The sequence below is a fragment of the Streptomyces sp. NPDC006294 genome, from assembly GCF_042870895.1.
In the GTDB taxonomy this organism is placed as follows: domain Bacteria; phylum Actinomycetota; class Actinomycetes; order Streptomycetales; family Streptomycetaceae; genus Streptomyces.
This window is the reverse complement of record NZ_JBIAHV010000002.1, coordinates 306,689-331,561: the sequence shown is the minus strand read 5'-3', so window position 1 is coordinate 331,561 and position 24,873 is coordinate 306,689. Positions and strand designations below refer to the sequence as shown.

Genomic DNA, 24,873 nt, shown 5'->3' with positions numbered 1-24,873 from the left:
GAGAGCGGTACGACTGCTCCTTCGCGTCGCCCCCTGACGCGTTGTACGGTGGCGTACATATCGAGAGTAATTGGTTATACGGACCCGCACAACGCGGCGGGGGAGTGAGATGAGGCACAGGATGGGTGCGTTGCGCACACCGCGTGAGCGGTGGGTCGAAGAGGGGCTGCGGGCGCTGGCCGCGGGCGGGGTGGACGCCGTGCGCGTCGAGGCGCTGGCCAAGGCGCTCGGCGTGACCAAGGGCGGGTTCTACGGCTACTTCGCCGACCGCGGCGCGCTGCTGACCGAGATGCTGGACGCCTGGGAGCGGGAGTGCGTCGACGACGTCTTCGACCGGATCGAGAAGGAGGGGGGCGACGTGCTGGACAAGGTCCGGCTGGCCGGGCAGCTCACCTTCTCCGGCGACCGCCTGCTCCCCATCGACCTGGCCGTCCGCGACTGGGCCCGCCGCGACCCGGCGGTCGCCGACCGCCTGCGCCGGGTGGACAACCGGCGCATGCAACTGCTGCGCGACGCGATCAGCACCTTCTGCTCCGACCCGGACGAGGTCGAGGCCCGCAGCCTGCTCGCCTTCTGCATGGCCATCGGCAACCACTTCCTCGCCGCCGACCATCCCGGCCGCACCCGCGACCAGGTCAAGGCCCGCGCCGGCGACCTCCTCCTCAACCGTTCGCCCGGCAGCCCCGCTCGCGACGTGGTCCGCGATTGAGGTTCGGGCGCTGGTCTGGCGGGTCGGCTGACGGCTGATCAGCAGGCCTCCTGCCGGGCCGGCATGAGGCTCGGTGCTCGGTGCTCGGTGCTTGGTTTGCGGCGGTGGTCGGCGAGCCGAACGGTCCGAAACCCATGAAGCGATCGCCCGGTGGATTGCGGCGTCGTCCTCGCGTGGGCCGGTGTCGCGCTGGCCGGCGCCGGCGCCTGGCCGACATGGCCGGCGGGAACGACATCTCCGCCACCACGGTGCGCCGCTGCCGGGACGGACTGATCGGCTTGCTGGCCGCGAAGGCCCCACGCCTGGACCGCGCCCTGAAGAAGATCGCCCGGCGGGGCGGTGAGGTCGTCCTGATCGACGGCGCCCTCATCCCCACCCAGCGCCGCACCGGGAAGGCGAACCGGCCGACCTGGGCTTCCTCGGCCTGGACGACGATCCGGACAACCCCGTAGTCGTCACCGGATTCAAGGCCACCCGCGCCCGCAAGCCGACCCCCGGCCAGAAGGACGCCAACCGGGCACTTGCCGCCGGACGCGTCCCCGTCGAACGCGGCTTTGCCCGTCTAAACGAACTGGCGGATCCTCACCAAGCTCCGTGATGACCCCGCCCGCGCCACCCACCTGTTTCGCGCGCTGCTCGTCCTGACGAACATCGAGGCCACTTCCGACCATTGATCTCTACCGCACGTAGCCCACGATCAGCACATGCCACCGGAACCGCGTCACCGGGCCGGGATCGGCTGAGTGAGGTTCACCGGGTTGCCGTCGGGGTCCTTGATGTGGGCGACGCGCTGTCCCCACGGCATGTCCTTGGGACCTCCGCTGACCGAGCCGCCGAGCGCCTCCACCAGGGCGAGCGTCTCGTCGACGTCGTCGACACCGATGCTGAGCAGGATCCGCGGCGCCGCCCCGGTGCCCGGGTTCGCCTTGGCCACCAGCCCGAGGTCGGTGTCGCCGATGCGCAGGCCGAGGTAGAAGGCGGCGCCTTCCTCCGGTATCCGGAAGATCTCCTCAGCGCCGAACAATTTCGTATAGAAGCCGAGCAGAACGTCCTGGTCGGCAGTCAGGATCACGGGCTGGATGGTGGACATGGCACTCCTGTCGAGAACGGTCGTGTGGCTGGGTAGACCGTTCGAGGACGGTGAACTCATCGGCAAAACCACCCCGCCGGACGATCTACAACACAGACTGCCGCCCACGACCAGCACGAGCACCCCAAAACGAGCACACGCCACCGCCCTGACCAGCCACTTCAAGATGGCGCGGCTTCAGGGACTCAGTAGTCCACCCACCCACCAGTCGTGCGGCTGGCCATCGTTGGCAATGCCGCGATTGCGCAGCGTCCCTTCGACGGTGAAGCCGAGTTTCTCGGCGACGGCACGCGAGCCGGTGTTCCCGGCCATGGCCCACCACTCGATGCGGTGCACGTCGAGAGTGGCCCAGCCCCAGTCGCACAGGGCCCGAGCGGCCTCCACGGAGTACCCGCGTCCGCGCTCCCCCTTGACTGCCCAGTAACCAAGCTCCCAGACGCCGGAGCTGATCAGGGTCAGGCAGTACGAGCCGACCAGGGCGCCGGTGTCCTTGCGGAACGCGCCGAGGGTGTAGTCCCTGTCCTCGGCCCACTGAGCGGGCAGCTTCTCGCCGACGAGCTTCTCCGCGTCCGCACGCCGGTACGGCACCGGCACGGGGGTGTAGAACTGGATGTCCTCGTCCTGGCAGGCTTCGTACACCGCATCCACGTCGGCAGGTGTGAAGGCCCGCAGCACCAGACGGTCGGTCTCGAGAGTCACTGGATCCATCGCGGCAGTATGACCACCATCAACAAGCGGCGACCAGCGAATATCCCGACCGGGCACCGCCCATCACAACACCCGGGCTGGTCAACGGCCGCCGCAACACTCCGGACCAGCCGCCCCAGAGACGGGGCGACTTCGATGTAGCCGGTGGTCTCCGTGCCGAACATGGAGGCGGCGTTGTGCAACCACTGAAGGTGTGCGTCGGCCATGCCCAACGAGCGACGACGGCAGGCGCGCCCTTGCGGCCCGGACACGGAAACCGTGTCCGGGCCGCAAGGGCGAGCGCCGATCGCAAACCGCTGGGTCAGTTGTCCAGACGGACCGGCATCAGGAGCGAGTACGTGTCCTCGTCGTCGGGCCGGCGGATCACGACCGGTGCCGTCGGGGCGCCGAGCTCGAGGGTGAGCCGTTCGCGGGCTCCTGCGGCGAGCGCGTGGAGCAGGAACTCGCGGTTGACCGCGACCTGGCTCTCGTCGTCGTCCCCGTCCTCGCAGACGGCCACCGCGCCGTCGGCCGTCACCTTGAGCACGCTGAGGTCGCAGGCCACGCCGTCCTGCTCGCGTACCTCGCCCGCACGGACCGGACCGGTCTCCAGAGCCTTCCGGAACGCCGCCACGTCGACGAGGGCGCGACGCCCGGTCGGCAGGCGGACGAGGCGGCGGTAGTCGGGGAAGTCGTGGCCGAGACACCGACCGGCCACCTGACGGTCCCCGGCCTCCAGCGTCACGCGGTCACCCTCCAGGGTCAGCTGGACGGGCGTCTCGCCGTTCAGCAGGGACCGCATCGCGTCCACCAGCGGGACCGGGACGAGGGCCTGGACGCGAGACCCGCCGTGTCCGGTGGTACCGGTCTGCGCGATGGCCATCCGGTACCGGTCGGTGGCCACGAAGCCGAGGGCGTCTCCCTCGACGTCGAACAGGACGCCGCCGAGCATCGGCAGCTCCGGGTCGCTGCCGGTGGCGAACCGGACCGCGTCCAGCGCGGCGGCCGCCTCGGGTGCGGAGACGGACAGCCGGACGGCGGCGGTGCGGAGCGTTGTCATGGGGATCTCCCTGCGTTCGATGAGAGTTCGGAGCGTGGAGAACTCACTGCGGGCATCGGCCAACCCCGCTTCCAGACGGTGCAGATGGTCCTGGAGCAGCTTTCGCACCAGGTCCATGTCCGCGCCGGACCACCCGGCCAGCACCAGCCGGATGTCCGGCAGCGGCATGGCGGCTCGGCGCAACCGGGCCAGCAGCCGGGCCTCTTCGAGCTGGTCGGAGGCGTACCAGCGGTAGCCGGTCGCGGGATCCACCCAGGCCGGGACCAGCACACCGGCGCGGTCGTAGAACCGCAGGGTGCTGATGCTCAGGCCGCTGTCCCGGGCGGTCTCTCCAATGCTGTGCATGTCGTTCTCCACGCCCAGGACTCTGCGCCCTTGACCATGTCGAGGGTCAAACATCGGTCCCAGTCCGCCGATACGTTCCGGGGTGATGACGCCCCGGCCCGCCCCGGTCCGCCCCGGTGTGTTGGCCGTATGGGGGCGCCGGTGAACTGTCAGCGGCTGGCGAGGTGCCTCGCCGGCCGCTTGATCTCCTCGATCCACAGCTCCGTGTCGTCACCCGGGCGCTTGTAGGGGCTACGGCGGGCCAGCTTGAAGAAGCCGCCGGACGGATGGCCGCTGTCCTTCAGCAGTACGAGGGCGGAGAGCAGCGGCGGCGATCCGTCGGGGCTCTCCCGGACAGAGGCGTCCTCCAGGAGGCAGGACATGGGTCCTTCGTGGGCGGGGACGTGATGACCGCGCCGGGCCAACTCGCGGCTGAGATCGCCGTACGGCAACGGTGCCCCACCGGCACCTGCGCGTTCCCGCAGGATGTCGACCACAGCGTCCAGCGCCTGCTCGTACTCCGGCGTGTCCTTCTGCATCGTTCTCTCCCCGCCTCGGCGCCCGGTGTTGAGCCGGCTCAGAGCCTATGGGGCCCGGCGTGGCCGCGCGTGACGGGAGAAGACGAGAGGATCCGTCGAGCCCGAGGTCGGGCCGTGTCCGGTTACCGGCCGCGCCATACGTTCTGCCCGGTCGTCACCACCGCCGGTGCACGGTCGCTTTGGTGCCGGTCACCAGACTGGCCGGTGGAACGTCATCGGCCACGACCGCACCGGCGGCGATCACGGCATCACGGCCGATGCTGACGCCGGGCAGGATGGTGGCGCCGGCACCGATCCACACGTTCTCCGCCACGTCGATGGGCGCGCCCGTGAGGTACAGCCGCCGCTCCGCAGGATCGACCGGGTGGCCGCTGGTGATGAACGTGACCTTCGGGCCGACCATCACGCGCTCGCCGAGCCGGATACCGGCGTAGTCCAGGAACGTGCAGTTCTGGTTGATGAACACGCGTTCGGCGAGGTCGAGGTTGAGACCGTGGTCCGTGTAGAAGGGCGGATAGACCGTGACTCCCGGCGGCAGCGGCCTGCCCAGGATCTGCTCCCACAGTTCGGCCTTGCCGGCTTCGTCTTCGAAGGGCAGGACGTTCAGTCGGGAGGTGAGTTCGGTGACCCGCAGGACCCTCTCTGCCATGGCCTGGAACTCGGCGCTGTGGATACGCATGAGACGGTCGCTGGACATGCCACGATCCTTTCTCTCAACGGCTGCCTGGGCAAGATCCAGCACCGGCCTCCGAACCGGCGGATGGAGACCCGGGGGAGGTGGCGGCTGCCGGGACAGCAGGAATGGGGTGGCTGCTCCTCCAGCCGCCGGATCCAAGGAGACCGCGCGGGTGCACACCGGGCCGGCGCAGGACGCCGGGGTGCTGAACCCGCGACAGCGATGTGTCTCGCGACACCGCTGATCCTGGCGCGGAACAATGAGGGCGGTGAGGCAAGCCCTGGTCTCCCGATTTCACGTCCTGTCCGCCGATCGAGGGCCGCGCCTGTGCGGGACTACGCGGCCGTGGTCCGCCACCACCGGCGGCGCCGCAGACGCTGCGGGAGTGGCCCACTGCCGAGCGCCGCGCCCCGTCAGACCGACGTGCCGACCGTGTCCACCAGTTCGGCCAGCGCCTGCGCCAGCGCCCTCAGGCCGGGGCCCGCGGGACCGCCCGGCTCGGTCATGTAGACGTCGCGGCGTATCTCGATCATCAGCGCGCCGACGCGACGGTCCTTCCCGTAGTGCCGCAACGGCACGTACGTGCCGGCGAACGGGCTGTCCAGGCCCGTCCCGCCGAAGCCCGCGAACGCCTTCTGCGCCGCGGCCACCAGCTCCGGCGGAGTGTGGAAGGAGTCCGTGCCCAGGCAGACCGGCGGCCGCGGGCCGTCGCCGTGCAGCTCGTACGGGAGGGGGTCGGTCGGATACGAGTGCACGTCGATGACGACGGCACGCCCCACCGCCCCGAGACGCTCGTCCACGGCCGCGGTCATCGCCGCCGCGTAGGGGTGGAAGTAACGGTCGATCAGCGGGCTGCCGTCGAAGCCGGTGGCGCGCAGGGCCTCGCGATGGGTCGTCCGCGTGTACACCGCGCCCATGCCGACGGCGAGCATCTCCTCCCGCTCGTCGGGGAAGCGCTCCGGGTCGATCACCAGGCGGGACAGCTCGTTGACGAACCGCGAGGGCGCCACGCCCGCGGCTGCCGCGGCCTCAGCGGCTATCTCGGCCGTGTGCGAGTCGGTGATGTGGTCCAACTCCCGCTCCAGCGCGGCGTCGTCGAGCAGGATGCCGCCGCGGACGCCGGCGGGGACGGTGCGTGAGGAGTGCGGGACGTGGAGGATGACGGGGGAGTCGGCGGCGCCGGGGAGGAGCCGGAAGGGCGCCGAGGTGTCGGTCACGCGTAATTCCTTGCTGTGTGCGGATCGAGCTCGGAGAGGCAAGCACGCCTCCCCGCCAGGTGGGCGGGCCTGCCCCGAGACGTGAGGGCGACCCGGAAATGACTCTAACGCGAGGGTCTGGCCGTGGATCCGACCAGACCGTCCGGGATCATGGCCTGTTCACGCTGCTGAATAAGAATCGAGTACGCGTCTCTTGACGGTTGCCGACAGGGAGTCCTAGGTTCCGGGGAAAGCGCTTACCGCGCTCACCGCTCGTACCGGCGCGATCCTCGGCCGCCCGCTGGGTTCATGTTCTCGAACACAGCCGATTATCGCGTCCGGACCGCTCGAACGTCAGCCCCGCGCAGTTGCTCGACCCCCATGTACCGGCCCTTCGGGGCCGGACGAGCGAACCCACCTGGAGACGAACGATGCAAACAAGAGCCGCCATCGCAAGCGCCGGCCTGCTCGCCGGCGCACTCGTCGCGCTGTCCGGCAACCCGGCGCAGGCCGCGTCCGTCCGCTACGAGGCGGAGAACTCCCCCGCGGTCTGCACCGGCACCATCGACTCCGACTGGACCGGCTACTCCGGCAGCGGATTCTGCAACGGCACCAACCAGACCGGCGCCCACGTCCAGTTCACCGTGAACGCGCCCGCCGCGGGCACGGCGACCCTGCAGATCCGCTTCGCCAACGGAACCGGCACCGCGCGGCCCGCGAACGTCACGGTGAACGGCTCGACGGCCGAATCGGCGTCGTTCGAGAGCACCGGCGCGTGGGACAGGTGGGCGACGAAGACCCTCACGGTGCCGGTGCGTTCGGGGAGCAACACCATCCGGCTCAGCCCCACTTCCTCCGCGGGCCTGCCCAACATCGACTACCTCGACGTCGAGACGAGCGGCGACACCACACCGCCGCCGTCCGGCTCGGCGCTCTACGTGTCGCCCAACGGCAGCGACAACGCGTCCGGAACACAGTCCGACCCGACGTCGCTCACCTCAGCGATCAACCGCGTCACTCCCGGCGGAACGATCGTCATGCGAGGCGGTACGTACCGCCCCTCGCAGACGATCACCATCCCCCAGGGCAACAACGGCACCGCGAGCGACCGCACGGAGCTGTCCGCCTACCCGGGTGAGACCCCCGTGCTCGACTTCTCGGCCCAGACCGAGAGCTCGTCGAACCGCGGGCTCGCCGTGAACGGCTCGTACTGGCACCTCAAGGGCCTCGTCGTCGAACGCGCCGGAGACAACGGCATCTTCGTCGGCGGCAGCAACAACGTCATCGAGCGCACGGTGACGCGCTTCAACCGCGACACCGGGCTGCAGCTCTCGCGGATGGCCTCCACCACCCCCCGCGACCAGTGGCCGTCCAACAACCTCATCCTGAGCGCGGAGTCCCACGACAACGCCGACTCCGACGGCGAGGACGCCGACGGCTTCGCCGCGAAGCTCACCTCCGGACCCGGGAACGTCTTCCGCTACGCCGTGGCCCACAACAACATCGACGACGGCTGGGACCTCTACACCAAGACGGAGACCGGACCCATCGGCGCGGTGACCATCGAGGACTCCCTCGCCTACGAGAACGGCACCCTCTCCGACGGCACCCAGAACTCGAGCGGTGACCGCAACGGCTACAAGCTCGGCGGCGAGGACATCGGGGTCGACCACGTCATCCGGCGCAACATCGCCTACGACAACGGCAAGCACGGATTCACCTACAACCGGAACCCGGGCACGATGACGGTCTCCGACAACATCAGCATCGACAACGCCCAGCGGAACTTCTCCTTCGACGCCGGCACCTCGGTGTTCCGCAACAACGTCTCGTGCCGCAGCGGCAACGGCTCCAACGACAAGACCATAGGGAACGCCGACAGTTCGAACCAGTTCTGGACCGGCTCCAACGGCTCCCGGTGCTCCTCCTACGCGGGCACCATGCGCTGGTCCTACGCCTCGGACGGACGGCTGACGGTCACCTTCGGCGGCAACGCGATCACGCCGTAGCGCGCCGCCCCGTTCCCTTGCCCAGGCCCGTCCGGTTCAGCCGGGCGGGCCTGGCCCTCACGCGTCGAGGGGACCTTGACGCGACCCACCCGTACGCCCGTCCGCGTACGACCGGAACGCACCTTCGGCCAGGCCGAGTTCGGGAAACCACGACCGCAGTACGGCCGCCGACGGCGCGAAGAGTCCGGCCGGCAGCACGTCCGTCTCGAACCACTGCCAACGCACGATCTTGTCCGGCTCCCGGACCTCGGCCGCCCCCGTGAACCGCTCGACGTACGCGGCGGCCGTGACGTGCGCGAGGTCCGCGGCCACGCCGACCAGCACCGCACCGATCCGCACATCGGCGGAGTCCGCGATCAACCCGGTCTCCTCGGCCAGTTCGCGGGCCGCCGTCTGCTCGAATCCCTCCCCGGCATCGACCTTGCCGCCGGGCAACTCCCACTGCCCGTCGTGCCCGAGCCCCAACAGCACCCGCCGCCGGGCGTCCCGCACGACGACACCGACCCCGACGAGCCCGTTGGGCGACGGACGCGCCCGCGCGGAACGTTCGATGGGAGAAGGGCTGCCGGGGGCCATGTCCGAACCTCCATGCCGGGGTCGATGTCAACGGCTCGATCATGCCCCATGGCGGGCGGAAGCCTCGGCGGGACGCCCCCGGGCGGGGAGGAGCCGGAGCTCCGCCGCGAGGGAGCCGTATGCGACGCGGTGACCCTTTGCTTCGCAGAACAACCGGTCTCATCACGGCTGTCGCCGGTCTCGGCGCGATGTCAGTACGAGCTGCAACGATGGAGCGCAGAAGCATCGCCGTCACATGGGCGGTGCTCTCAAGACCCTGTTCAGCTGGTCGGGACCGTGACGGTGCTCCTCGTCCGTCCGTCCGATCGATCGAGAAGGAAGGCGTGACCTGTGCCCAAGGCGCAGAGGTTCGATCAGCGAGCGGTGGCGCTCATCGAGCTGAGGGGTACCCGGATCGAGTGCGACATGTTCGAAGAAGCGCTGGCGGGACGCGGATGGCCCGTGCTGGAGAAGCATGGGGGCCCATCGTCCGGGCACACCGAGGCAACGTCCCGGTACACCATCGAAACACGCTTTCCGGGCAGCGACTTCAACGCGGTGAGGGGGGCGCGCGAGCGGATAGAAGCTCTCTGCGACGAACTGATGCTGGACCTGAACGTCGAGGTGGTCGACCGCGTGGTCCGCGACCCCGTCGACCGGCCCCACTGGTTCGTCTACGACCGCCCCGCGGCACCGCCCCGTACGTCCGCCTTGCCCGCGTGGCGGCGCTGGGTCGCCTCGGCGAGGCTCTGGCAGGCGCGGAATCTGGGGACCCGGGACACCGGACGACTGATCACTGCCACGTCGGCGCCGGCGGCTCAGCGCCTGGCTGTCCGCCCGCTGCCGGGAGCCGAGACCCGGCCGGGGAGAGTCGCTGCCCGCCCGCCGATGGGTGCCGGCCGCCGTACTCGGTTCGGGACCCGGCGTGAATCCGGGCGGATGCTTCAACGGCTGATCATGCTCTTGACCTTGACGCTGTGGGCCGGGGCGGGCATCGCCGACCGTCACTCGCAGGGGTTCGGCTCGTGGTGGCTCTTCGCCGTGATCGGGATGGGAGCGGTCCTCGCCATGGCTGCGGCGTTCCGCCGTGCCATTCCTTCCACATCGAAGGTGACCGCCCTCGTCGCAGGCGTCCTCCTGGGGACGCTGGGCGCCGCGCTCGGGGCCCGGATGGTCTTCACCGAGCCGGGCTCTGGCTGGGGCACCCGTGTCATCGTCTACGGCTTCGCAGCAGCTCTGGTGTTCAACGGTATCCGGCTGCTCGTCCGGCAGTGGAGCTGGCAGCGCACCGCGCCGTGGCTGCTGCCTGCTCTGTTGCCCCTCTCGCTCGGCCTGCTGCCGTCGCTCGGGCTCGGACTGCACACCTTCTACCTGGACGCATTCGGACTCAATGTCGAGGATGTCGAGGTCCCGCGGGCCCACCAGCTTCTGGCGTCCGTGAAGTTCACGGCCTGCATGAGCCTGTGGCTCGCTGCCCTCGCTCTCCTCGGTTACATGAAACATCTGCACCTGTATGTGAAGGACCGCTGGTTCGGCAATGTCGTGCTCGTCTTCCTGAGCCTCGCGCTGCTGCTTCAGGGTGCTCTGGACCTCGGCATGCTGTCCGCCGCCAGAGCCGGCAGCGAGGCGGTGGCGGCGGCGGCGGACGGCCGCACTCCTGGGGCCTACTACGGGATCGTCCCCGAGTGGGTGTGCGCTCGCCCCGTCGGCAAGGCGGAGGAAATCCCCGTCGAGGGCGGCGAGTTCGTTCCCGCGCACCCGTACCTCAAGCTGGGGGACGCGGGCGGCACCGTCGTCCTGTGGGATGCCGGTCGCCGGCAGGCCCTCAAGCTGGCCAAGGACCAGTTGCGCATCGTCCCTGAGGACAACCGCCCGGCTTCGTGCGGGTAGAGCACGGAAGCCCGTGGCGATGCCCGATGTCCGGCAAACCGGTCTACGACCCCGCCTCCGTAGCCGCCGGCCAGCCGCGCCGTCGGCCGCACTTCCGCTGCCCCCGGTCGCTCTGCCGGCGACGGGCCGCACGGCGGTAGGGCTGCCAGAGAAGAGCCACTGGCAGCACAGAGAGTTCATCGAGCTGCTGCTCGGCGGGTGGGTCGGCCATGAATGGGACCCGGCGCGCCAGCGCTGGGCGGTGGCCAACAGCCACTTCATCGCCCTGACGGCCGGACTCCTCAGGCGGTACGGGCGGATCTCGGTGGGACGAGAGTTCAACTGCCGTGAGGTGTGCAACCCGAGCTGTCGCAACGCGCGCGGCCCTCTGTGCACCTGCTCCATCCGAGCACGGAACCACGGCGGCGGTAAATGGATGCGCGGCTGGGACATCCAGGGAGAGGCCACGCGGGTCGAGCAGGGGCGCGACTGGAGCCGGCCGGCGGTCGCGCCGAAACGGCCGTAGGGCGCGTGGTGAGGCCCGATTGGCGTGGCGGCTGACGGAGCGGCAGCTCGCCGACTGGCAGCCGTCCGAGTCGGCCGAGCACATCGTGGCCGAGCTGGCCGCCAACGCCGTCCAGCACGGGCGCGTACCGGGCCGCGACTTCGGGCTCACTCTGTCGCTGGACGTTCGGGGCGTGCTGTGAATCGCAGTGACCGACGTGTGCGGCGAGCGGCTGCCGCTCATGGCGGTTGCCCCCCGCCTCCGGGGACGAGGTCGGCAGGGAGGGAGGGCGAGGTCTCCTCATCGTGGACGCGCCGGCGACCCGCTGGGGCGTGGAGCTCTCCGCGGAGCCGCCCGTGCGGAAGGCGGTTCGGGCGACACTCGAATCGGCCCTGGCGCCCGGCGTGGCACCAGCTTCGTCGTCGGCGGACTGAACCGCGCCCTGGCCATCGGGCGGTGCTGAGGCCGCATCAGAGCACGTACGGGTAGAGGCTGATCCGCTCGCGCTCCACCCGGAGTTCGATCCACGTGCCGGGGACGCGCGCGGGCACCGGGTCGGTGAGGTCCAGCAGGATCAGCGCGCCGCCCAGGTCCAGGACGCCGGCGCCGTCCTCCTCCACGTTCAGTCGGCCCCGCAGGATGACGCAGTGTCCGCCTGCGCGGATGCCGGGGCTGTGGGTGCCGGCCGGTGTGGCGTTCCGGCCCCAGGTGAGGTCCTGGTCGACCGTCCACTCGACGTGGTACCCGCCCGGCTCCGCGGTCCGCTTGCCGCACCAGCGCACCGCGGTGTGGCCGTACGGGGTGCGGATCTGTGCGAGCCATGGGCTCCAGGGGAACTTCGCGACCTTCACCAGTTCGACCAGCATCGCTTCATCATGACCCGCATGGGCGATGACGTATGTCTGTGATGTGCAACCGGTCGGTTGCGACTCGCGAGGCGATGTGCAACTCTGGAGTTGCACGATTGCACTCGATGGTGACGGACGAAGGAGCCACTCATGAGCGAGGACCGGATCGAACGGGAAACACTGATCGCCGCACCCGTGGAGCGGGTCTGGCCGCTGGTGGCCGAGCCCGGCTTCTGGGTGGACGACACGGACGGCCTGGCCGGCACCGTGGCCGAGGAGGGCGCGTCGATCGTGGCCAGGAACGCCAAGTACGGCGACTTCCCCGTACGCGTGGAGAAGGTGGAGCCGCCCGCCTACCTGGCGTACCGCTGGGCCAGCGCGTTCCCGGGGGAAGAGCTGCGCGAGGACAACAGCACCCTCGTCGAGTTCACCCTGACCGCGGAGGGCGACAAGACGCGGCTGCGCGTCGTCGAGAGCGGGTTCGCGGCGCTGGTCGGCTCCGAGGAACTGCGAAGCAAGGCGCTGGAGGACAACGCCGGCGGCTGGCCCCAGGTGCTGGACGCGTTCAGGAAGCGCGTCGAGGAGCCGGCGTCCGCGTGACCGACCAACCGCGGCGCGGCGCGGCCGAGGACGTCGACGGTGTCCTGGCCGCGCTGGCCGACCCGACACGCCGGCAGCTGCTCGACCTGCTGGCCGAGCAGGGCGAGGTCACCGCGACGAAGCTCGCCGAGCGGCTTCCCGTCTCCCGGCAGGCGGTCGTCAAGCACCTCGCCGTCCTGGACGCCGCCGGGCTGGTCTCGGGCCGCCGGGTCGGACGCGAGGTGCGGTACGCGGTACGGCCCGCGGCGCTGAACGTGACGGCACGCTGGATGGCCGCACTCGCCTCCGACTGGGACCGGCGGCTGGCGAACATCAAGCGCATCGCCGAAGCGGCGGAGCGGGGGGACGGAGCACCTGACGGGTCGCAGGACGAGGGGCGGGATCAGAGCTAGCTGTTCTGTCCCGGGAGGTTGTGGACGGGGGAGGCAGATCTCGGCTGAGGGATCTTTGTCCGGGGACCGGGACCGGCTCCGGTCCCCGGCCGGCGGCAGCGGCTCGTCCCCCGGCCGCCGCACGCTGCTTCCCCCTCCCTGGCGGGCAGCGGGCGGGGAGGCCGGGTCCCGCGAAGGATCGATCCGCACGAGCGATGAGTTCCGCCGGGGGCGCGGGTCTCTACTCGTGACAGCAAGGATCTGAGGAGACGCACATGGCCGAGATCGAGACCCGCACGCTGGACGCCCCCGGTGCCACGCTCCAGTACGACATCCGGTACGCCGACCGAGCCGGGGAGCCCGCCCTGTTCCTGGTCGGCTCGCCCATGGACGCCGGCGGGTTCGTCACGCTTGCCTCGCATTTCACGGACCGTACCGTCGTCACCTACGACCCCCGGGGAACCGCGCGCAGCGTCCGCACGGACGCCGCGCCGGAAGTCGGTCCGGAGGAGCACGCCGACGACCTGCGGCGCGTGATCGAGGCGCTCGGCGCCGGCGCGGTGGACATGTTCGCCAGCAGCGGTGAGGCCGTCAACGCGCTCGCCCTGGCGGCGCGGCGCCCGGAACTGGTGCGGACCCTCGTCGCGCACGAGCCGCCGGCGGCACAGGTCCTGCCGGACCGCGAGGCGGCGCTGGCCGCCTGTGAGGACATCCACGCGACGTACCTCCGTGACGGCATGGGACCGGCGATGGCCAAGTTCATCGCGCTGACCAGCCGGCAGGGACCCTTCCCCGACAACCCCGACAACCCCGCCGACGAGCCGGCCCCCGACCCGGCCGCCTTCGGGCTGCCGGCCGAGGACGACGGCTCCCGCGACGACCCGCTGCTGGGCCAGAACCTGCGCCGCTGCACCGGCTACCTGCCCGACTTTCCCGCTCTCCGTACCGCCTCCACACGCATCGTCGTGGCGGCGGGCAAGGAGTCCGAGGGCCAGTTCTGCGCCCGCACCGCGGCGGAGATCGCCGCCCGGCTGGACATCGGGGTGACCGTCTTCCCGTCCCACCACGCGGGGTTCCTGGGCGGGGAGTTCGGCCATGCGGGCGCGCCGGAGGAATTCGCCCAGCGGCTGCGCGAGGTACTGGACGGCACCGGCTGACGTCGAGGAGGCACCCGTGCGCCGCGACGGCGCGACGCCACGGAGTCGCCGCAGCACAGAGGCACCGCAACACGGCGGCACAGGCCCTCGAGCGGTCGGTCACGCACCGGGCCCCGAACGGCCCTCGCACCGGGCCCCGAACGGCCCTCGCACCGGGCAAGCCCCCGCACCGGGCGTGACCCCGTGCGCCGGGCGCCGGCGCCTCCAATACCGACCATGGGCCCGCCCGCCCGCCCGGCCGCCGGTGGCCCGCGCCGGCGGCCCGGGTGTCGGCAAGCGGCTGATTCGGCAGTGATCCTGGCAGGGACCGTCGCGTTCGCCACGTCGCCTGCGGGGCCCGCCCCGGCGCCGATGAGGGACCGGCCCCGGCCGCGGTCGGGGCCGGTCTCGGCCGCTCACCGGGATGTCGGGGGCGGCCGGTATCCTCGCGGGCAGCGCTGCCGGTGATCACGCCGGTGCGCACAACTCGCCACGGGGGGAAGACTGTTGGGTTCCGCGCTGACGGCAGAGGACCCTGAGCGGGTCGGCGGGTACTGGCTGGCGTCGCGTCTCGGGACCGGCGGGCAGGGCGTGGTGTACGAGGCGTACGACGCCGCCGGTGACCGCGTCGCCCTCAAGGTGCTCCACCCGGGGGCCGCTCCGTTCGTGCGGAGCCGGTTCACCAAGGAGGCGGAAGCGGCGCGCAGGGTCGCCTCGTTCTGCACGGCGCGTGTTCTCGACGTGTCGTCCGACGGGGAAACGCCGTACCTGGTGAGCGAGTTCGTGGCGGGGCCCACACTCGGTGACCGGGTGCGCTCGGGCGGGCCGCTGGACGACGACTCCGTCGTGCGGCTCGCGACCGGCGCCGCGACGGCTCTCGCCGCCATCCACGGTGCGGGAGTCATCCACCGCGACCTCAAACCGGGCAACATCCTGCTGGGGCCCGACGGGCCGCGCATCATCGACTTCGGCATCGCCCGAGCGCCCGACATGTCCCTGACCGCGACCGGGGCGATGATGGGCACCCTCGGCTACATGGCGCCCGAGGTCCTGTCCGGCGGGAGGGCCGGCGCGGCGGCGGACGTGTTCGCCTGGGGCGCGGTCGTCCTCTACGCGGCGAGCGCCACGGAACCGTTCCGCGGGGAGAATCTGGCCGAGGTCGCCTACCGCACGGCGTCCGTCGAGCCCGACCTGTCCGCGATACCCGAGCCCATCCGCCCGCTGGTCTCGTCGGCACTGGCCAAGGAGCCGTCGTCGCGGCCCACGGCCCAGGAACTGCTCCTCGGTCTGGTCGGCGGGGCGAACGGCACTCCCGCGGCAGAGGAGGGCGGCGCCACCGGACTCCTGCAGGCCGGCACGCGCCGCGCCGCGTCCCCGCCCGACGGCGGCGTCGGCGTACGGTCCGGGTCGACGGCCGTGGTCCCTCCGCTCGGCGACCGGGCCGAGGCCGCCTTCCTGGAGCTTCCCGCCCAGGCGCAGTTCGCCGCCGTGGAGGTGCTGCTGCGACTGGTCGTGCCGGGCGACGCCGCCGACGGCTCGCAGGACTCGGTCCGTACGGCCACGGCGGACGAGTTGTACGGCGAGCGGCCGCAGAACGAGCACCGCTCCCTGTGGCAGGCCGTCGCAGGGCTCGCCGCCGCCGGGGTCCTGGTCGTCGGCGGCGACGACTCCGTGCGCCCCGTCAGCGCCGCACTGCTCCCGGCCTGGCCCCGGCTGCGCGGCGCGGTCGCCGCCGAACGGGTGGGCCTGGCGGTCCACCGCACTGTCGGACAGGCGGCACGGGCCTGGAAGGACCACGGGGAGCGTCCCGAGGATCTGATGCAGGGCACGGCCTTGCGTACCTGTCTGGACTGGCTGGCCGCCCCTTCCTTCGGGCTGCGCCCCAACCCGCTGGAGCTCCGCTTCCTCACCGCGGCCCGGGAGCGAGGCGCCCGCACCGCGCGGCGCAGGCGGCAGGTGCTGTCCGCCACCGCCGTTCTCGCGGTGCTGGCCCTCGTGGCCGGCGTGCTTGCCTGGTCCCAGCTCCAGGAGAGCGAGCGGCAGCGTGCCGAGGCCACAGCCCGTTCGGTCGCCCAGGCCGCGGACAACCTGCGCGGTTCCGCCCCTGACACGGCCCTGCTGCTCAGCCTGGCCGCCTGGCGTGTCTCGCCTACTCCGGAGGCGCGTTCCGCGCTGTATTCGGCGGCCACCCAGCGCGAGTCGGCCTTCGTCCAGCTGCCCGCGCACGGTCCGGGCGACAGCGTCGGCACGGTGCTGGCCTCGAACGGCGGCCGGGTCCTGAGCTACGCGCCGTCGGTCACCCGCTCCTGGAATCTCACCGCGGACGCGGAAGCCGCGCAGCGCCCGGCCTTCACCCACGAGGGTTCGACCGGCGCCAGTAGCGCGCAACCGCCCGTGGTCAGTCCGGACGGCAGGCTGCTGGCACTGATCGAGGAGAGCGGCGCCTACCGGATCGTGTCCACGGACGACGGCAAGGCCGCCGGCAAGGCATTCCCCGGACGGCGCGGCTGGCGCCCCGTGCAACTGTCCGACAAGGGGCATGTGCTTCTCTCCGACAGCAAGGGCGAGGCGTACCGCCTGCTGTCGCCGTCCGGCACCCCGATCGTCACGTCGGACCGCTTCGCCCGTGGTTTCGGCAAAGGGGTCCTGTCGCCGGACGGCACCCGATACGCCGCCTGCACGGTGTCGGGGCTGATGCTCTGGAGCTTCGTCGGCGGCCGTCCGGCCCCCATCGGGAACAGCGCCCCGTCCTGCAAGTCCGTCCTCGGATTCAGCGGGGACGGCGGCCGCGTCCTGCTGCGCTCCGACGGCCGGTTGCATGTCGTCGACGCGCGGGACGGCCGTGCGGTGGGCGACGCCGACATCGACCTGGACCGGGTCCGGCTCAGTGCCCAGGGACGGTTCGTCGTCGGGCACTCCGCCGAGAAGGGCGTCGAGGTCTGGCCGAGCAGCGGCTCGCGGGAGCCGCTGCTCACGGTCACCGAGCGCGGCGGCCGTGACGGCAGCCGCTGGGACGTGAACCAGGCGGCCCTCGACGAACCGACCGCCACCCTGACCTACACCACGCGGGCCAGCAGCCAACTCCACCGGCTCGATCTGACCTCCGCGCTGCAAGGCGCCGAAGAACACGCGGACAGCGAAGGCGTCGGGCTCTCCCCGGACGGCGGTGTCGGGCTGGTCAGGAGCGGGGAAGCGGCCGCCGACGACCACGACTACGACGCCCCGCTGAAGCTGTCCGTGGTGGACATGCGCACCGGCCGGACCATGGGGGAGCCGTTCGTCCAGACACGTGGTCCCGGCCAGGCGGTGGCTGCCGTCCTGCCGAGCGCGGCGAGCGACCGGGGCGACCGGATCGCCTACGCCACGTGGCGCGGACCGGAGAGCGCCAGGGAACTGGTCGTCGTCGTGCACGACACCCGGACCGGGAAGGAGACGGCCACCCTGCCCACGCCGAAGAATCACGACGTGCATCATCTGGTCCTCTCGCCCGACGGGCGGCATGTCGCCTTCGCCCATTTCCCGGTCGGTGTGCCGAGCGGCGCGGACGGCTACGTCGACGTCTGGGACGTGAGCACAGGTGAACGTGTCCACCGGTCCAAGGCGTACGACGCACGGGCCCGCTTCAGTCCCGACGGCAAGCTGCTCGTCACCACCGCCGGCGAGGTGCTCGACCTCGGGAGCGGACGCGTCCGCCGGGCGCCCTTCGGCGCCGGTCCCACGACCGACCTGGCCTTCTCCCCCGACGGCAGCCGTCTCGCCGTCCTGAAGGACTCCGGCTGGATGGAACTGTGGGACGGCCGTGCCCGTGAGCGGGTCGCCGTCCTGCCGGGCCCCACCGTCCACGGCGGTTCCCGCTCCGGCGACCGGGCGACCAGCCCGTCCTTCTCCGCCGACGGCACGCTGCTCGCCGCGGTCGTCGGTGGTGAGTCCGTCCAGCTGTGGGACGTCGAAGCCCTCATCGCCCTCGGTCTCCCGGTCACGCCCACGGGGCGCCGGATCGACGCCATGTCTCTCGGCAACGGGGCGCTGCGCGTCCTCAGCGACGCCGACGTCACGACCATCGACCTGTCGCCCGACCGGATCGCCGCCGGTATCTGCGAAAGGACGGGCCGGGACATCACCCGCGAGGAGTGGGAGACCTACGTGCCGGACGCGTCCTACCGCAGCCTGTGCTGACACCACGCGGTGATTCCGCGGGGTCCGAATGCCCGCGGGCGCGGCCTGCCGGATCAGGCCGGCCGGTGCCCGGCCGCCTGTCTTCTCCGGCGTGGGGCGCATGTGCGGTGGCTGGTGGCGTCGCCGGTTGTGCGACCACGAGAATACGACCTGGGTTTCCGGGAGCGGGCCTGGAGAACACGCAACTGGGGCATCGGCCTGTGGTCACTGGCGACGATCCTGTGGGCGTGGTGCGCCGTGCTGCTGCTCACGCCGTACCAGGTCGCCGAGGATCCGGACGACCGTTCGCCCCATCAATGCCGGTCGCGCCTGTTTACGGAGTGGGGCACGGCCAACGAGGGGCTCCAGCGGGGCGATTGGTGCGAGAACGAACGCGACCGGCCCGAGGCCGTGGCCGTGCTCGGCCTCTCCGTGCCCGTCTCTGCCGCCGGTGTGACGCTGCTGACCGTCGGCCTCCTGAGCTCCCGGATGAGCGCGCACTCCGAAGCCATGCGCGAGCTGGACCGGCCGGCCGACGCACGGGAGTCGTGACGCCGCGGTAGAAGTCTCAGTCCGACCTCCGGACTATCGCGTCGGCGTTCCGGATGGTGGCACCGGCATGTCCAGCGCGCGGGCCAGGGCGGCGGTGACGGGGCCCGCGTGGCCCGGGAGTCGGGCGGTCGCCCAGTCCGCGGCCAGCATGAGGAAGGCGGCCAGGTCGCGCTCGGCGCCGGCGAGCAGGACACGCAGGTCGCCGACGGGAACCTCGATGACGGGGCTGTCGTCCCGCTCCGCGTCGACCGTCAACCGGACGACGTCGCCGACGCGTTCAGCCATCGGCGACGGGTCGTGGCCGAACCATCCCAGGCCACCGTCACGGTCCGCCTCGACCACGTCGAACCACTCGCGCCAGTCCTCCAGCCCGGTGCAGCAGCCCGGCACCAGGGTCGTGCCGACGACGGTGTCGGTCACGCGCAGGCCCCCGGCCGCGAAGAGGGGGTCGGGCATCGTGAGCAGTCCGTGCAGAAAGCCCCCAGCGGGTCGGCGGGGCGGGGCGGACGGCCGTCCTGCTCCGGGTCGACGTCGTTGCAGGAGGCGATGCGCATCACCGCCGTGCCGACCTGGGTGGGGCCGAGCGTGCCGTCGAGGGCGAGGAAGCCGTACGGCGCGGAGTCGGCCACCGGCCAGAGGTCGAACCCGGCGGAGGAGTACGTCTCGAGAACGGGCTGCAAGGAAATCACGAGAGAACGTGTGGGACGTGTCCCGGCCACGCCGCATTCGGATTTACGGCCCCGGGAGCGGGAGGAGCCGCCGAGCGGGCGCACTCCCTCCCACGGCGGCCATGAGCGAGCCCTCTCTCACACCGTCGCCGCGTACCGCCAGAAGTCCCGCATCGGCTCCGGGAACGACGGGCCCGACATCTGTACCTGCGTCAGCAGGATCGTGATCGCCCCCGTCGACGGCGTGATGTGGGCGGCGGTGCCCGTGCCGCCGACCCAGCCGTAGCGGCCGGGGACGCTCCACGGCTCGATCGCCTCGACGTCGACCGCGCCGCCGAAGCCCCAGCCGAGGCCCTCCAGGAACAGGCCGCCGGCCTTGCGCTGGTCCGGGGTGAGGCAGTTGGTGGTCATCTGACGTACCGACTCCGGGGTGAGCAGGCGGCGGCCGTCGGCAGCGGCGCCTTCGGCGAGGAGCATGCGGGCGAAGGCGTGGTAGTCGTCCACGGTCGAGACGAGGCCGCCCGCGCCGGACGGGAAGGCGGGCGGGCTGCTCCACTGGCTGCCGGCGTCGGCGGGGTCGGCCGGTGCCAGTCCGCCGTCCTGGCCGGGCAGGTAGTAGCCGGTGAAGCGGTCGAGTCGGTCGGCGGGGACATGGAAGCCGGTGTCCGCCATGCCGAGCGGCGCGAAGACCCGCTCGGCGAGGAAGTCGGGCAGCGGGCTGCCCGAGACCCGGGCGATCAGCATGCCCTGGATGTCGGAGCAGATGTTGTAGAGCCATGCCTCGCCCGGCTGGTACAGCAGCGGGATCCGGGACAGCGCCGCCAGCCACGCGTCGGGCGCCGGGACGGCCTGCGGCTGCGGCGGGCCCTGCTTCAACTCGTCGACCAGGGGTGCGAGCGCCGGCAGGGAGAAGTCGGACGGAAAACCGTACCCGGCGCGGGACGTCAGCAGATCGGACACGGTGATCGGCCGGACCGCCGGGACCACGTCGTCGACAGGGCTCTGCGGCGTGCGGACGACCATCCGGTCGGCCAACTCCGGCAGCCATGCGTCGACGGGATCCTCCAGCCCGATCCTGCCGTCGTCGACGAGCATCATGACCGCCGCGGCGACGACGGGCTTGGTGATCGAGGCGATACGGAAGATCGAGTCCCTGGCCATCGGAGCGGTGCCGGCCACGTCGACCTGGCCGGCGGTCCGGACCTCCACCTGGTCGCCACGGGCGACGAGGGCCACCGCGCCCGGCACCGACCCGCTGTCGACATGCTTGCTCAGCACCCCGCCGAGGCCGGTCGCGGTGTCGGTCGCGGGAGGGGTCGTCGGGTCGGATGCGGGGTCGGTCCCGGGGTTGGTCATGAGGCCACCTTCTCGCTGTGCGCGGACGTAAGCGAGGACCGCCACGGCGCCGAGAACTCATCGGTCCGACCCCGTGCGGGACTCGGACAGGGGCCCGCCCCGAGGCCCGCGAGCAGCCGGTGACCGCGGCCGCTCGCGGGCAACACCCGGTGTCCGACGGGGGTGTCTCAGCTCCGCAGATGCCCCAGCACGGAGGCCACCGCGCGGGTCACCGCGGTGCGGGCCGCATCGGTGTGGTCGATCGTCTCGAAGCCGTGGTGGCCGCCGGGCACGTCGATGATCTCGATCGCGGCCTCGCAGTCCTCGGCCGCGGTCAGGAACTCCTCGACCGTCGCCGCGATCTCCGCGATCTCCAGCTCCACCCGGGTCAGCACGATCGGCAGCCGTCCCGCGTCCCGCACCGCGGTCGCGGGCCGGAAGCGGGTGTCGGAGAGTCCCCAGCTCGGCAGCGGCGCGAGGACGGGGTACGTCGCGGCCACGCACCGCAGCCATGCCGGAGGAGACGCCAGCCAGTCCGCGGACAGCGGGCTGCCGGCGGAGAAGAACCAGAGCGCGACGCGTTCTCCGTCGACGCGCGGATCGGCCCGTACGAGAGCGACCGCCGCGGCCAGGTCCTCCGCGGCGTGCCCGTAGTCGGCGAGGCTGTGCAGGCCGTGGTCCAGGGTCACGCCGATCACGCCCTGGCTCGCCAGGTACTGGGCGTAGCCGGTGAAGCCAGGCCAGTCGCGCGGGGTCGGCCGCACCTCCGCGGGTACCGGGCCGCCGTGGACGAGGATGACGGCGGGGCGCGGGCCGTCGGCGTCCGGCAGATGGAGGTCCACCTTGCCCAGCCGCTCGCGGCGCTGCTCGGGCACGTCGAGGAGGAAGGGCCGCAGATGGGCGGGGATTTCGCCGGCCCGCCCGGAGACGCGGTGTCCTTCGCCGGCGGCGGCCTGGAGCAGCGCCTCGGCCAGTTCGCCGGGGGAGGAGAGCATCGGCCAGTGCCCGGTGCCGAGTTCGAAGAACGTCACCCTCGGGTCGGTGAGCGCCTCCAGGCGGGGGTCGCCCAGGCCCACCATCGCCTCGACGAGGGCGATGCTCGACCCGTTCTCCGTGCACAGGACACCGGTCGTCGGCAGCCGGGACGCCGCGCCGGTCAGCCGGAGGGGCTGGGTGAGGGTGGCCCGCGGCTGCGGAGCGGCCAGATCGGTGAGCCGGGCCAGTGCCGCGTCGGAGAGCCCGGCGGTGCTGCCCCAGCGCTGCCACCCGCCGGCGGCCGGCGGCAGGACCCGCCGGTCGTCGTCGGTGGCGGCCGGCTGCGACAGGTGGTCGCGGACCGCCTGGTCGGTCACCAGCCGGAGCGCCGGGTCACCGTCCTGTGGCATGCCCGCGTCCAGATGGACGACGCGGGCGATCCGCTCCGGGCGCCGGTCGGCCGCGCCGAGCACCGGATGGATGCCGTAGTCGTGGCCGACGAGCACCACCTCCGGCGCGTCCACCTCGTCGATCAGCCGCACCACGTCCTGGATGTGCGTCTCCAGATCCGTGCCGGGGCCCGCCGACTGCCGGCGGTCGCCCATGCCGGTGAGCGTCACCGGATACGCCCGCGTCCCCGCCTCCTGGAGCCGGCCGGCCACCTCCCGCCAGACCCAGCCGCCGGTGAAGGTGCCCGCCACCAGGATGAATGCCGTCATGAACGTCTCCTCGCATACCTCGGTCCCGCACGGCCGGCCGCCCGGGCCGTCCGTCCTGCCGGGTACCGTAGGAACTCCCCCTGAGGGAGGTTCAAGTCTTGTCCGACGACGGCCCGCTCCTTGACGTGATGCCCGGCGACCGCGGGCCCTGGCCCGGTGGTCCCACGGCCTCGCCCGACGGCCTGTGGAGCATCGGAGAACTCGCCGAGCGGACCGGCGTCACCGTCAAGACGGTCCGCTTCTACTCCGACCGCGGCCTGCTGCCCGAAGCGGCCCGCAGCAGCGGAGGCCACCGCCGGTACGGGCCCGAGGCCGTCGAGCGGCTCCGGCTGATCCGCTCGCTGCGCACCCTCGACCTGCCGGTCCCCGACGTGGGCCGGGTCCTCGACCAGGAGGACGCGCTGGAGGATGTCGTCGCGAGGCAGCTGCGGGAAGTCGGCTCCCGGCTGGCCGAGCTGCGCTGGCGGGAGGCCGCCCTCCAGCTCCTCCAGGACTGCGCCCCGGACGAGCGCGTCGAACGGCTGCGCCTGATCGGCGCGGTGTCCGCCCCGCCGAGCACCGCGCCGGTGGCGCGCTTCTGGCGTCGCTGGCTGCTGCCCGCGCGGCTCCCGGCCCGGCTGGTCTCCGCGATCGTCGAAGAGGCGGTCCCGCATCCGCCGGCCGACCCGGCCCCGGAACAGGTACTGGCCTTCGCCCGGCTGCACGCCCTCACCTCCGGCGACTGCTCGGGCACCGGGCCGTGCCAGCCCGCGGCACACCAGCCGGAAGCCGGGTTCCGTCCGGCCGTGCTCTACGACGGGCTCGCCGAGGCGTACGCGCTGGCGTCGGCGGAACTGCGTTCGCAGCGGGCGCCGCGGCCGGGGGAGGCGCTCGACTGCTTCGTCTCCGCCTACGCCCACGCCTGCGGCGCCCGCGACACGCCCGCGTTCCGCCGCGGGCTCAGCGGCCGGCTCGCCCAGGACCCGCGAATCGACCGGTACTGGGAGCTGGCCGCCGAACTCCGCGGCCCGTCGGAACCGACCGCGGGCGCCGCCCACGACTGGCTCTGCGCCGCCCTGGACACCCGCGCGGCCCGGCCCGCGGCCTGAAGCCCCGCCCGGGGACCCCCACCGCCCGTCGGCCGACCGGAACCCGCCCGGGGCCGGGCGCGGCCCCGCGGTCAGCAGGCCGCTGATGTCGTCGTGGCCCTCGAGCGGCCGGCCGCACATCGCACCGCTCGGCCGCCTCGCCCGCCAGGTCGCGGCTCACCCCCGGCTGCCGCGGCCCGAACTCCCGCCCGCCCCAGGGACCGACGACCCCTGGGGCCGACAGGCCTCGTCAAGTGAACTGCCCAGCTCAAAGCCGGAGTTGCTTGCCGCGCACGGGTGCCTCCTGCGAGGATCACGGGACCGTCCGGCCGGAAGAGACCGGAAGAGCGCGGACGCAGAGCATCCAGGGAGCCTCGTATGACCGGGACAGAGCCGGCCGCCGTACGGATCGACACGACCAGGCCGCACCCGGCCCGGGTGTACGACTGGTTCCTCGGCGGCAAGGACAACTACCAGGTCGACGAGGAGCTCGGCCGGCACATCATGGGCGTCGACGGGACGGCCAAGCACGTGGCCAGGACGAACCGCTGGTTCATGCAGCGCGTCACCCGCTGGCTCGCCCGCGAGGCCGGGATCCGGCAGTACCTCGACATCGGCACCGGAATCCCCACCGAGCCCAATCTGCACCAGGTGGCCCAGGGCATCGCCCCCGAGTCCCGCGTCGTCTACACCGACAACGACCCGATCGTGCTGAAGCACGCCGAGGCCCTGCTGCGCAGCACCCCCGAGGGCGTCACGGACTATGTCCAGGCCGATGTCCGCGAGCCCGCGCGCATCATGGAACAGGCCCGCAAGAGCCTGGACTTCACCCGCCCCGTCGCTCTCTCCCTGGTGGCGCTGACGCACTTCCTCGGGGACGACGACGGTCCGCACGACCTGGTCGCCCGGCTCGTCGACGAGCTGCCCTCCGGGAGCTACCTCGTCCTGTCGCAGCTCACCGCCGACTTCGACCCGGACGCCGTCGGGCGCGGTGTGGCCATGTACGCGGCGGGGGGCGTCACCCTCGCGCCGCGCACGCGTGACGAGATCACCCGGTTCTTCGACGGCCTGGAGACCGTGGAGCCCGGTCTCGTCCAGCTCACCGACTGGCACCCCGAGCTCGCCGTCGACGAGGCCGTCGACGAGAGCGCGGTGATCTCGCTGTACGGCGCGGTGGCCCGCAAGCCGTAACCCGACAGAGCTCGACGCACCCCGGCCGACTGGGGCG

24 protein-coding genes are annotated in these 24,873 nt (G+C 72.1%); 12 read left to right on the top strand and 12 right to left on the bottom strand.

All coding sequences use genetic code 11. The features are described from left to right. Positions 1–121: 121 nt before the first annotated feature. Both ACFYOP_RS04470 and ACFYOP_RS04465 read left to right on the top strand, forming a co-directional pair. The gene (locus tag ACFYOP_RS04470) at positions 122–709 is read left to right on the top strand and encodes a TetR/AcrR family transcriptional regulator (protein WP_356890593.1); all 588 of its coding nucleotides are present in this window, start codon (positions 122–124) and stop codon (positions 707–709) included. A 215-nt stretch (positions 710–924) separates the two neighbouring features. Beyond that, complete coding sequence (locus tag ACFYOP_RS04465) at positions 925–1,161, top strand: hypothetical protein (protein ID WP_356890595.1); 237 nt, start codon at positions 925–927, stop codon at positions 1,159–1,161. A 269-nt stretch (positions 1,162–1,430) separates the two neighbouring features. Here the strand turns inward: ACFYOP_RS04465 and ACFYOP_RS04460 are convergent, their stop codons facing one another. From ACFYOP_RS04460 to ACFYOP_RS04435, 6 genes are all read right to left on the bottom strand, one after another. Next, the gene (locus ACFYOP_RS04460) at positions 1,431–1,799 is read right to left on the bottom strand and encodes a VOC family protein (protein WP_356890597.1); all 369 of its coding nucleotides are present in this window, start codon (positions 1,797–1,799) and stop codon (positions 1,431–1,433) included. Between the two features lie 177 nt (positions 1,800–1,976). Further along, on the bottom strand, positions 1,977–2,507 hold the full coding sequence (locus ACFYOP_RS04455) for a GNAT family N-acetyltransferase (protein WP_356890599.1): 531 nt from the start codon (positions 2,505–2,507) through the stop codon (positions 1,977–1,979). Between the two features lie 301 nt (positions 2,508–2,808). Further along, entirely contained in the window at positions 2,809–3,891 is a 1,083-nt protein-coding gene (locus ACFYOP_RS04450; RefSeq protein ID WP_356890601.1) for a MerR family transcriptional regulator, read from the bottom strand. Positions 3,892–4,040: 149 nt separating this feature from the next. Beyond that, a complete protein-coding gene (locus ACFYOP_RS04445) occupies positions 4,041–4,409 on the bottom strand; it encodes a hypothetical protein (RefSeq protein WP_356890603.1) in 369 nt (122 codons plus the stop codon). Between the two features lie 154 nt (positions 4,410–4,563). Then, positions 4,564–5,106: a DapH/DapD/GlmU-related protein gene (locus tag ACFYOP_RS04440; RefSeq protein WP_356890605.1), complete on the bottom strand. Its 543-nt coding sequence runs from the start codon at positions 5,104–5,106 to the stop codon at positions 4,564–4,566. 392 nt (positions 5,107–5,498) lie between these two features. Next, entirely contained in the window at positions 5,499–6,302 is an 804-nt protein-coding gene (locus ACFYOP_RS04435; protein ID WP_356890607.1) for an N-formylglutamate amidohydrolase, read from the bottom strand. A 410-nt stretch (positions 6,303–6,712) separates the two neighbouring features. On the opposite strand from ACFYOP_RS04435, the gene ACFYOP_RS04430 reads away from it, so the two are divergent. Further along, positions 6,713–8,290, top strand: a complete 1,578-nt coding sequence (locus tag ACFYOP_RS04430) for a carbohydrate-binding protein (protein ID WP_356890609.1) — start codon at positions 6,713–6,715, stop codon at positions 8,288–8,290. Positions 8,291–8,347: 57 nt separating this feature from the next. Here ACFYOP_RS04430 and ACFYOP_RS04425 read toward each other — a convergent pair whose 3' ends face one another. Beyond that, on the bottom strand, positions 8,348–8,866 hold the full coding sequence (locus ACFYOP_RS04425) for an NUDIX domain-containing protein (RefSeq protein ID WP_356890611.1): 519 nt from the start codon (positions 8,864–8,866) through the stop codon (positions 8,348–8,350). Positions 8,867–9,196: 330 nt separating this feature from the next. Between ACFYOP_RS04425 and ACFYOP_RS04420 the strand changes: the two genes are divergently transcribed. Both ACFYOP_RS04420 and ACFYOP_RS04415 read left to right on the top strand, forming a co-directional pair. Further along, on the top strand, positions 9,197–10,735 hold the full coding sequence (locus tag ACFYOP_RS04420) for a hypothetical protein (RefSeq protein ID WP_356890613.1): 1,539 nt from the start codon (positions 9,197–9,199) through the stop codon (positions 10,733–10,735). Positions 10,736–11,259: 524 nt separating this feature from the next. Continuing rightward, complete coding sequence (locus ACFYOP_RS04415; RefSeq protein ID WP_356890615.1) at positions 11,260–11,421, top strand: hypothetical protein; 162 nt, start codon at positions 11,260–11,262, stop codon at positions 11,419–11,421. Between the two features lie 268 nt (positions 11,422–11,689). Here the strand turns inward: ACFYOP_RS04415 and ACFYOP_RS04410 are convergent, their stop codons facing one another. Continuing rightward, complete coding sequence (locus ACFYOP_RS04410) at positions 11,690–12,085, bottom strand: hypothetical protein (RefSeq protein WP_356890617.1); 396 nt, start codon at positions 12,083–12,085, stop codon at positions 11,690–11,692. 132 nt (positions 12,086–12,217) lie between these two features. On the opposite strand from ACFYOP_RS04410, the gene ACFYOP_RS04405 reads away from it, so the two are divergent. The 5 genes from ACFYOP_RS04405 to ACFYOP_RS04385 all read left to right on the top strand — a co-directional run bounded on the left by ACFYOP_RS04405 (position 12,218) and on the right by ACFYOP_RS04385 (position 18,881). Next, positions 12,218–12,667, top strand: coding sequence for an SRPBCC domain-containing protein (locus ACFYOP_RS04405; RefSeq protein WP_356890619.1), 450 nt, complete (start codon positions 12,218–12,220; stop codon positions 12,665–12,667). Further along, the gene (locus tag ACFYOP_RS04400; protein WP_356890621.1) at positions 12,664–13,059 is read left to right on the top strand and encodes a metalloregulator ArsR/SmtB family transcription factor; all 396 of its coding nucleotides are present in this window, start codon (positions 12,664–12,666) and stop codon (positions 13,057–13,059) included. The genes ACFYOP_RS04405 and ACFYOP_RS04400 overlap by 4 nt, the downstream gene beginning before the upstream one ends. A 254-nt stretch (positions 13,060–13,313) precedes the next feature. After that, entirely contained in the window at positions 13,314–14,195 is an 882-nt protein-coding gene (locus ACFYOP_RS04395; protein ID WP_356890623.1) for an alpha/beta hydrolase, read from the top strand. 486 nt (positions 14,196–14,681) lie between these two features. Next, positions 14,682–18,350: a WD40 repeat domain-containing serine/threonine-protein kinase gene (locus ACFYOP_RS04390; RefSeq protein ID WP_356890625.1), complete on the top strand. Its 3,669-nt coding sequence runs from the start codon at positions 14,682–14,684 to the stop codon at positions 18,348–18,350. Positions 18,351–18,479: 129 nt separating this feature from the next. Continuing rightward, a complete protein-coding gene (locus ACFYOP_RS04385) occupies positions 18,480–18,881 on the top strand; it encodes a hypothetical protein (protein WP_356890627.1) in 402 nt (133 codons plus the stop codon). Positions 18,882–18,914: 33 nt separating this feature from the next. Here ACFYOP_RS04385 and ACFYOP_RS04380 read toward each other — a convergent pair whose 3' ends face one another. The 4 genes from ACFYOP_RS04380 to ACFYOP_RS04365 form a co-directional block, all read right to left on the bottom strand. Continuing rightward, positions 18,915–19,337 carry a hypothetical protein gene (locus ACFYOP_RS04380; RefSeq protein ID WP_356890629.1) on the bottom strand — a complete coding sequence of 141 codons (423 nt, stop codon included), beginning with the start codon at positions 19,335–19,337 and terminating at the stop codon, positions 18,915–18,917. After that, complete coding sequence (locus ACFYOP_RS04375) at positions 19,298–19,570, bottom strand: hypothetical protein (protein ID WP_356890631.1); 273 nt, start codon at positions 19,568–19,570, stop codon at positions 19,298–19,300. Before ACFYOP_RS04375 ends, ACFYOP_RS04380 begins: the two co-directional genes overlap by 40 nt. A 117-nt stretch (positions 19,571–19,687) precedes the next feature. Beyond that, the gene (locus tag ACFYOP_RS04370) at positions 19,688–20,905 is read right to left on the bottom strand and encodes a serine hydrolase domain-containing protein (protein WP_356890633.1); all 1,218 of its coding nucleotides are present in this window, start codon (positions 20,903–20,905) and stop codon (positions 19,688–19,690) included. Between the two features lie 167 nt (positions 20,906–21,072). Continuing rightward, the gene (locus ACFYOP_RS04365) at positions 21,073–22,578 is read right to left on the bottom strand and encodes an alpha/beta hydrolase (RefSeq protein ID WP_356890635.1); all 1,506 of its coding nucleotides are present in this window, start codon (positions 22,576–22,578) and stop codon (positions 21,073–21,075) included. A 128-nt stretch (positions 22,579–22,706) separates the two neighbouring features. Between ACFYOP_RS04365 and ACFYOP_RS04360 the strand changes: the two genes are divergently transcribed. Then, a complete protein-coding gene (locus tag ACFYOP_RS04360) occupies positions 22,707–23,666 on the top strand; it encodes a MerR family transcriptional regulator (protein ID WP_356891175.1) in 960 nt (319 codons plus the stop codon). Between the two features lie 357 nt (positions 23,667–24,023). After that, positions 24,024–24,836, top strand: coding sequence for an SAM-dependent methyltransferase (locus ACFYOP_RS04355; protein WP_356890637.1), 813 nt, complete (start codon positions 24,024–24,026; stop codon positions 24,834–24,836). The last annotated feature ends 37 nt before the right edge of the window (positions 24,837–24,873 follow it).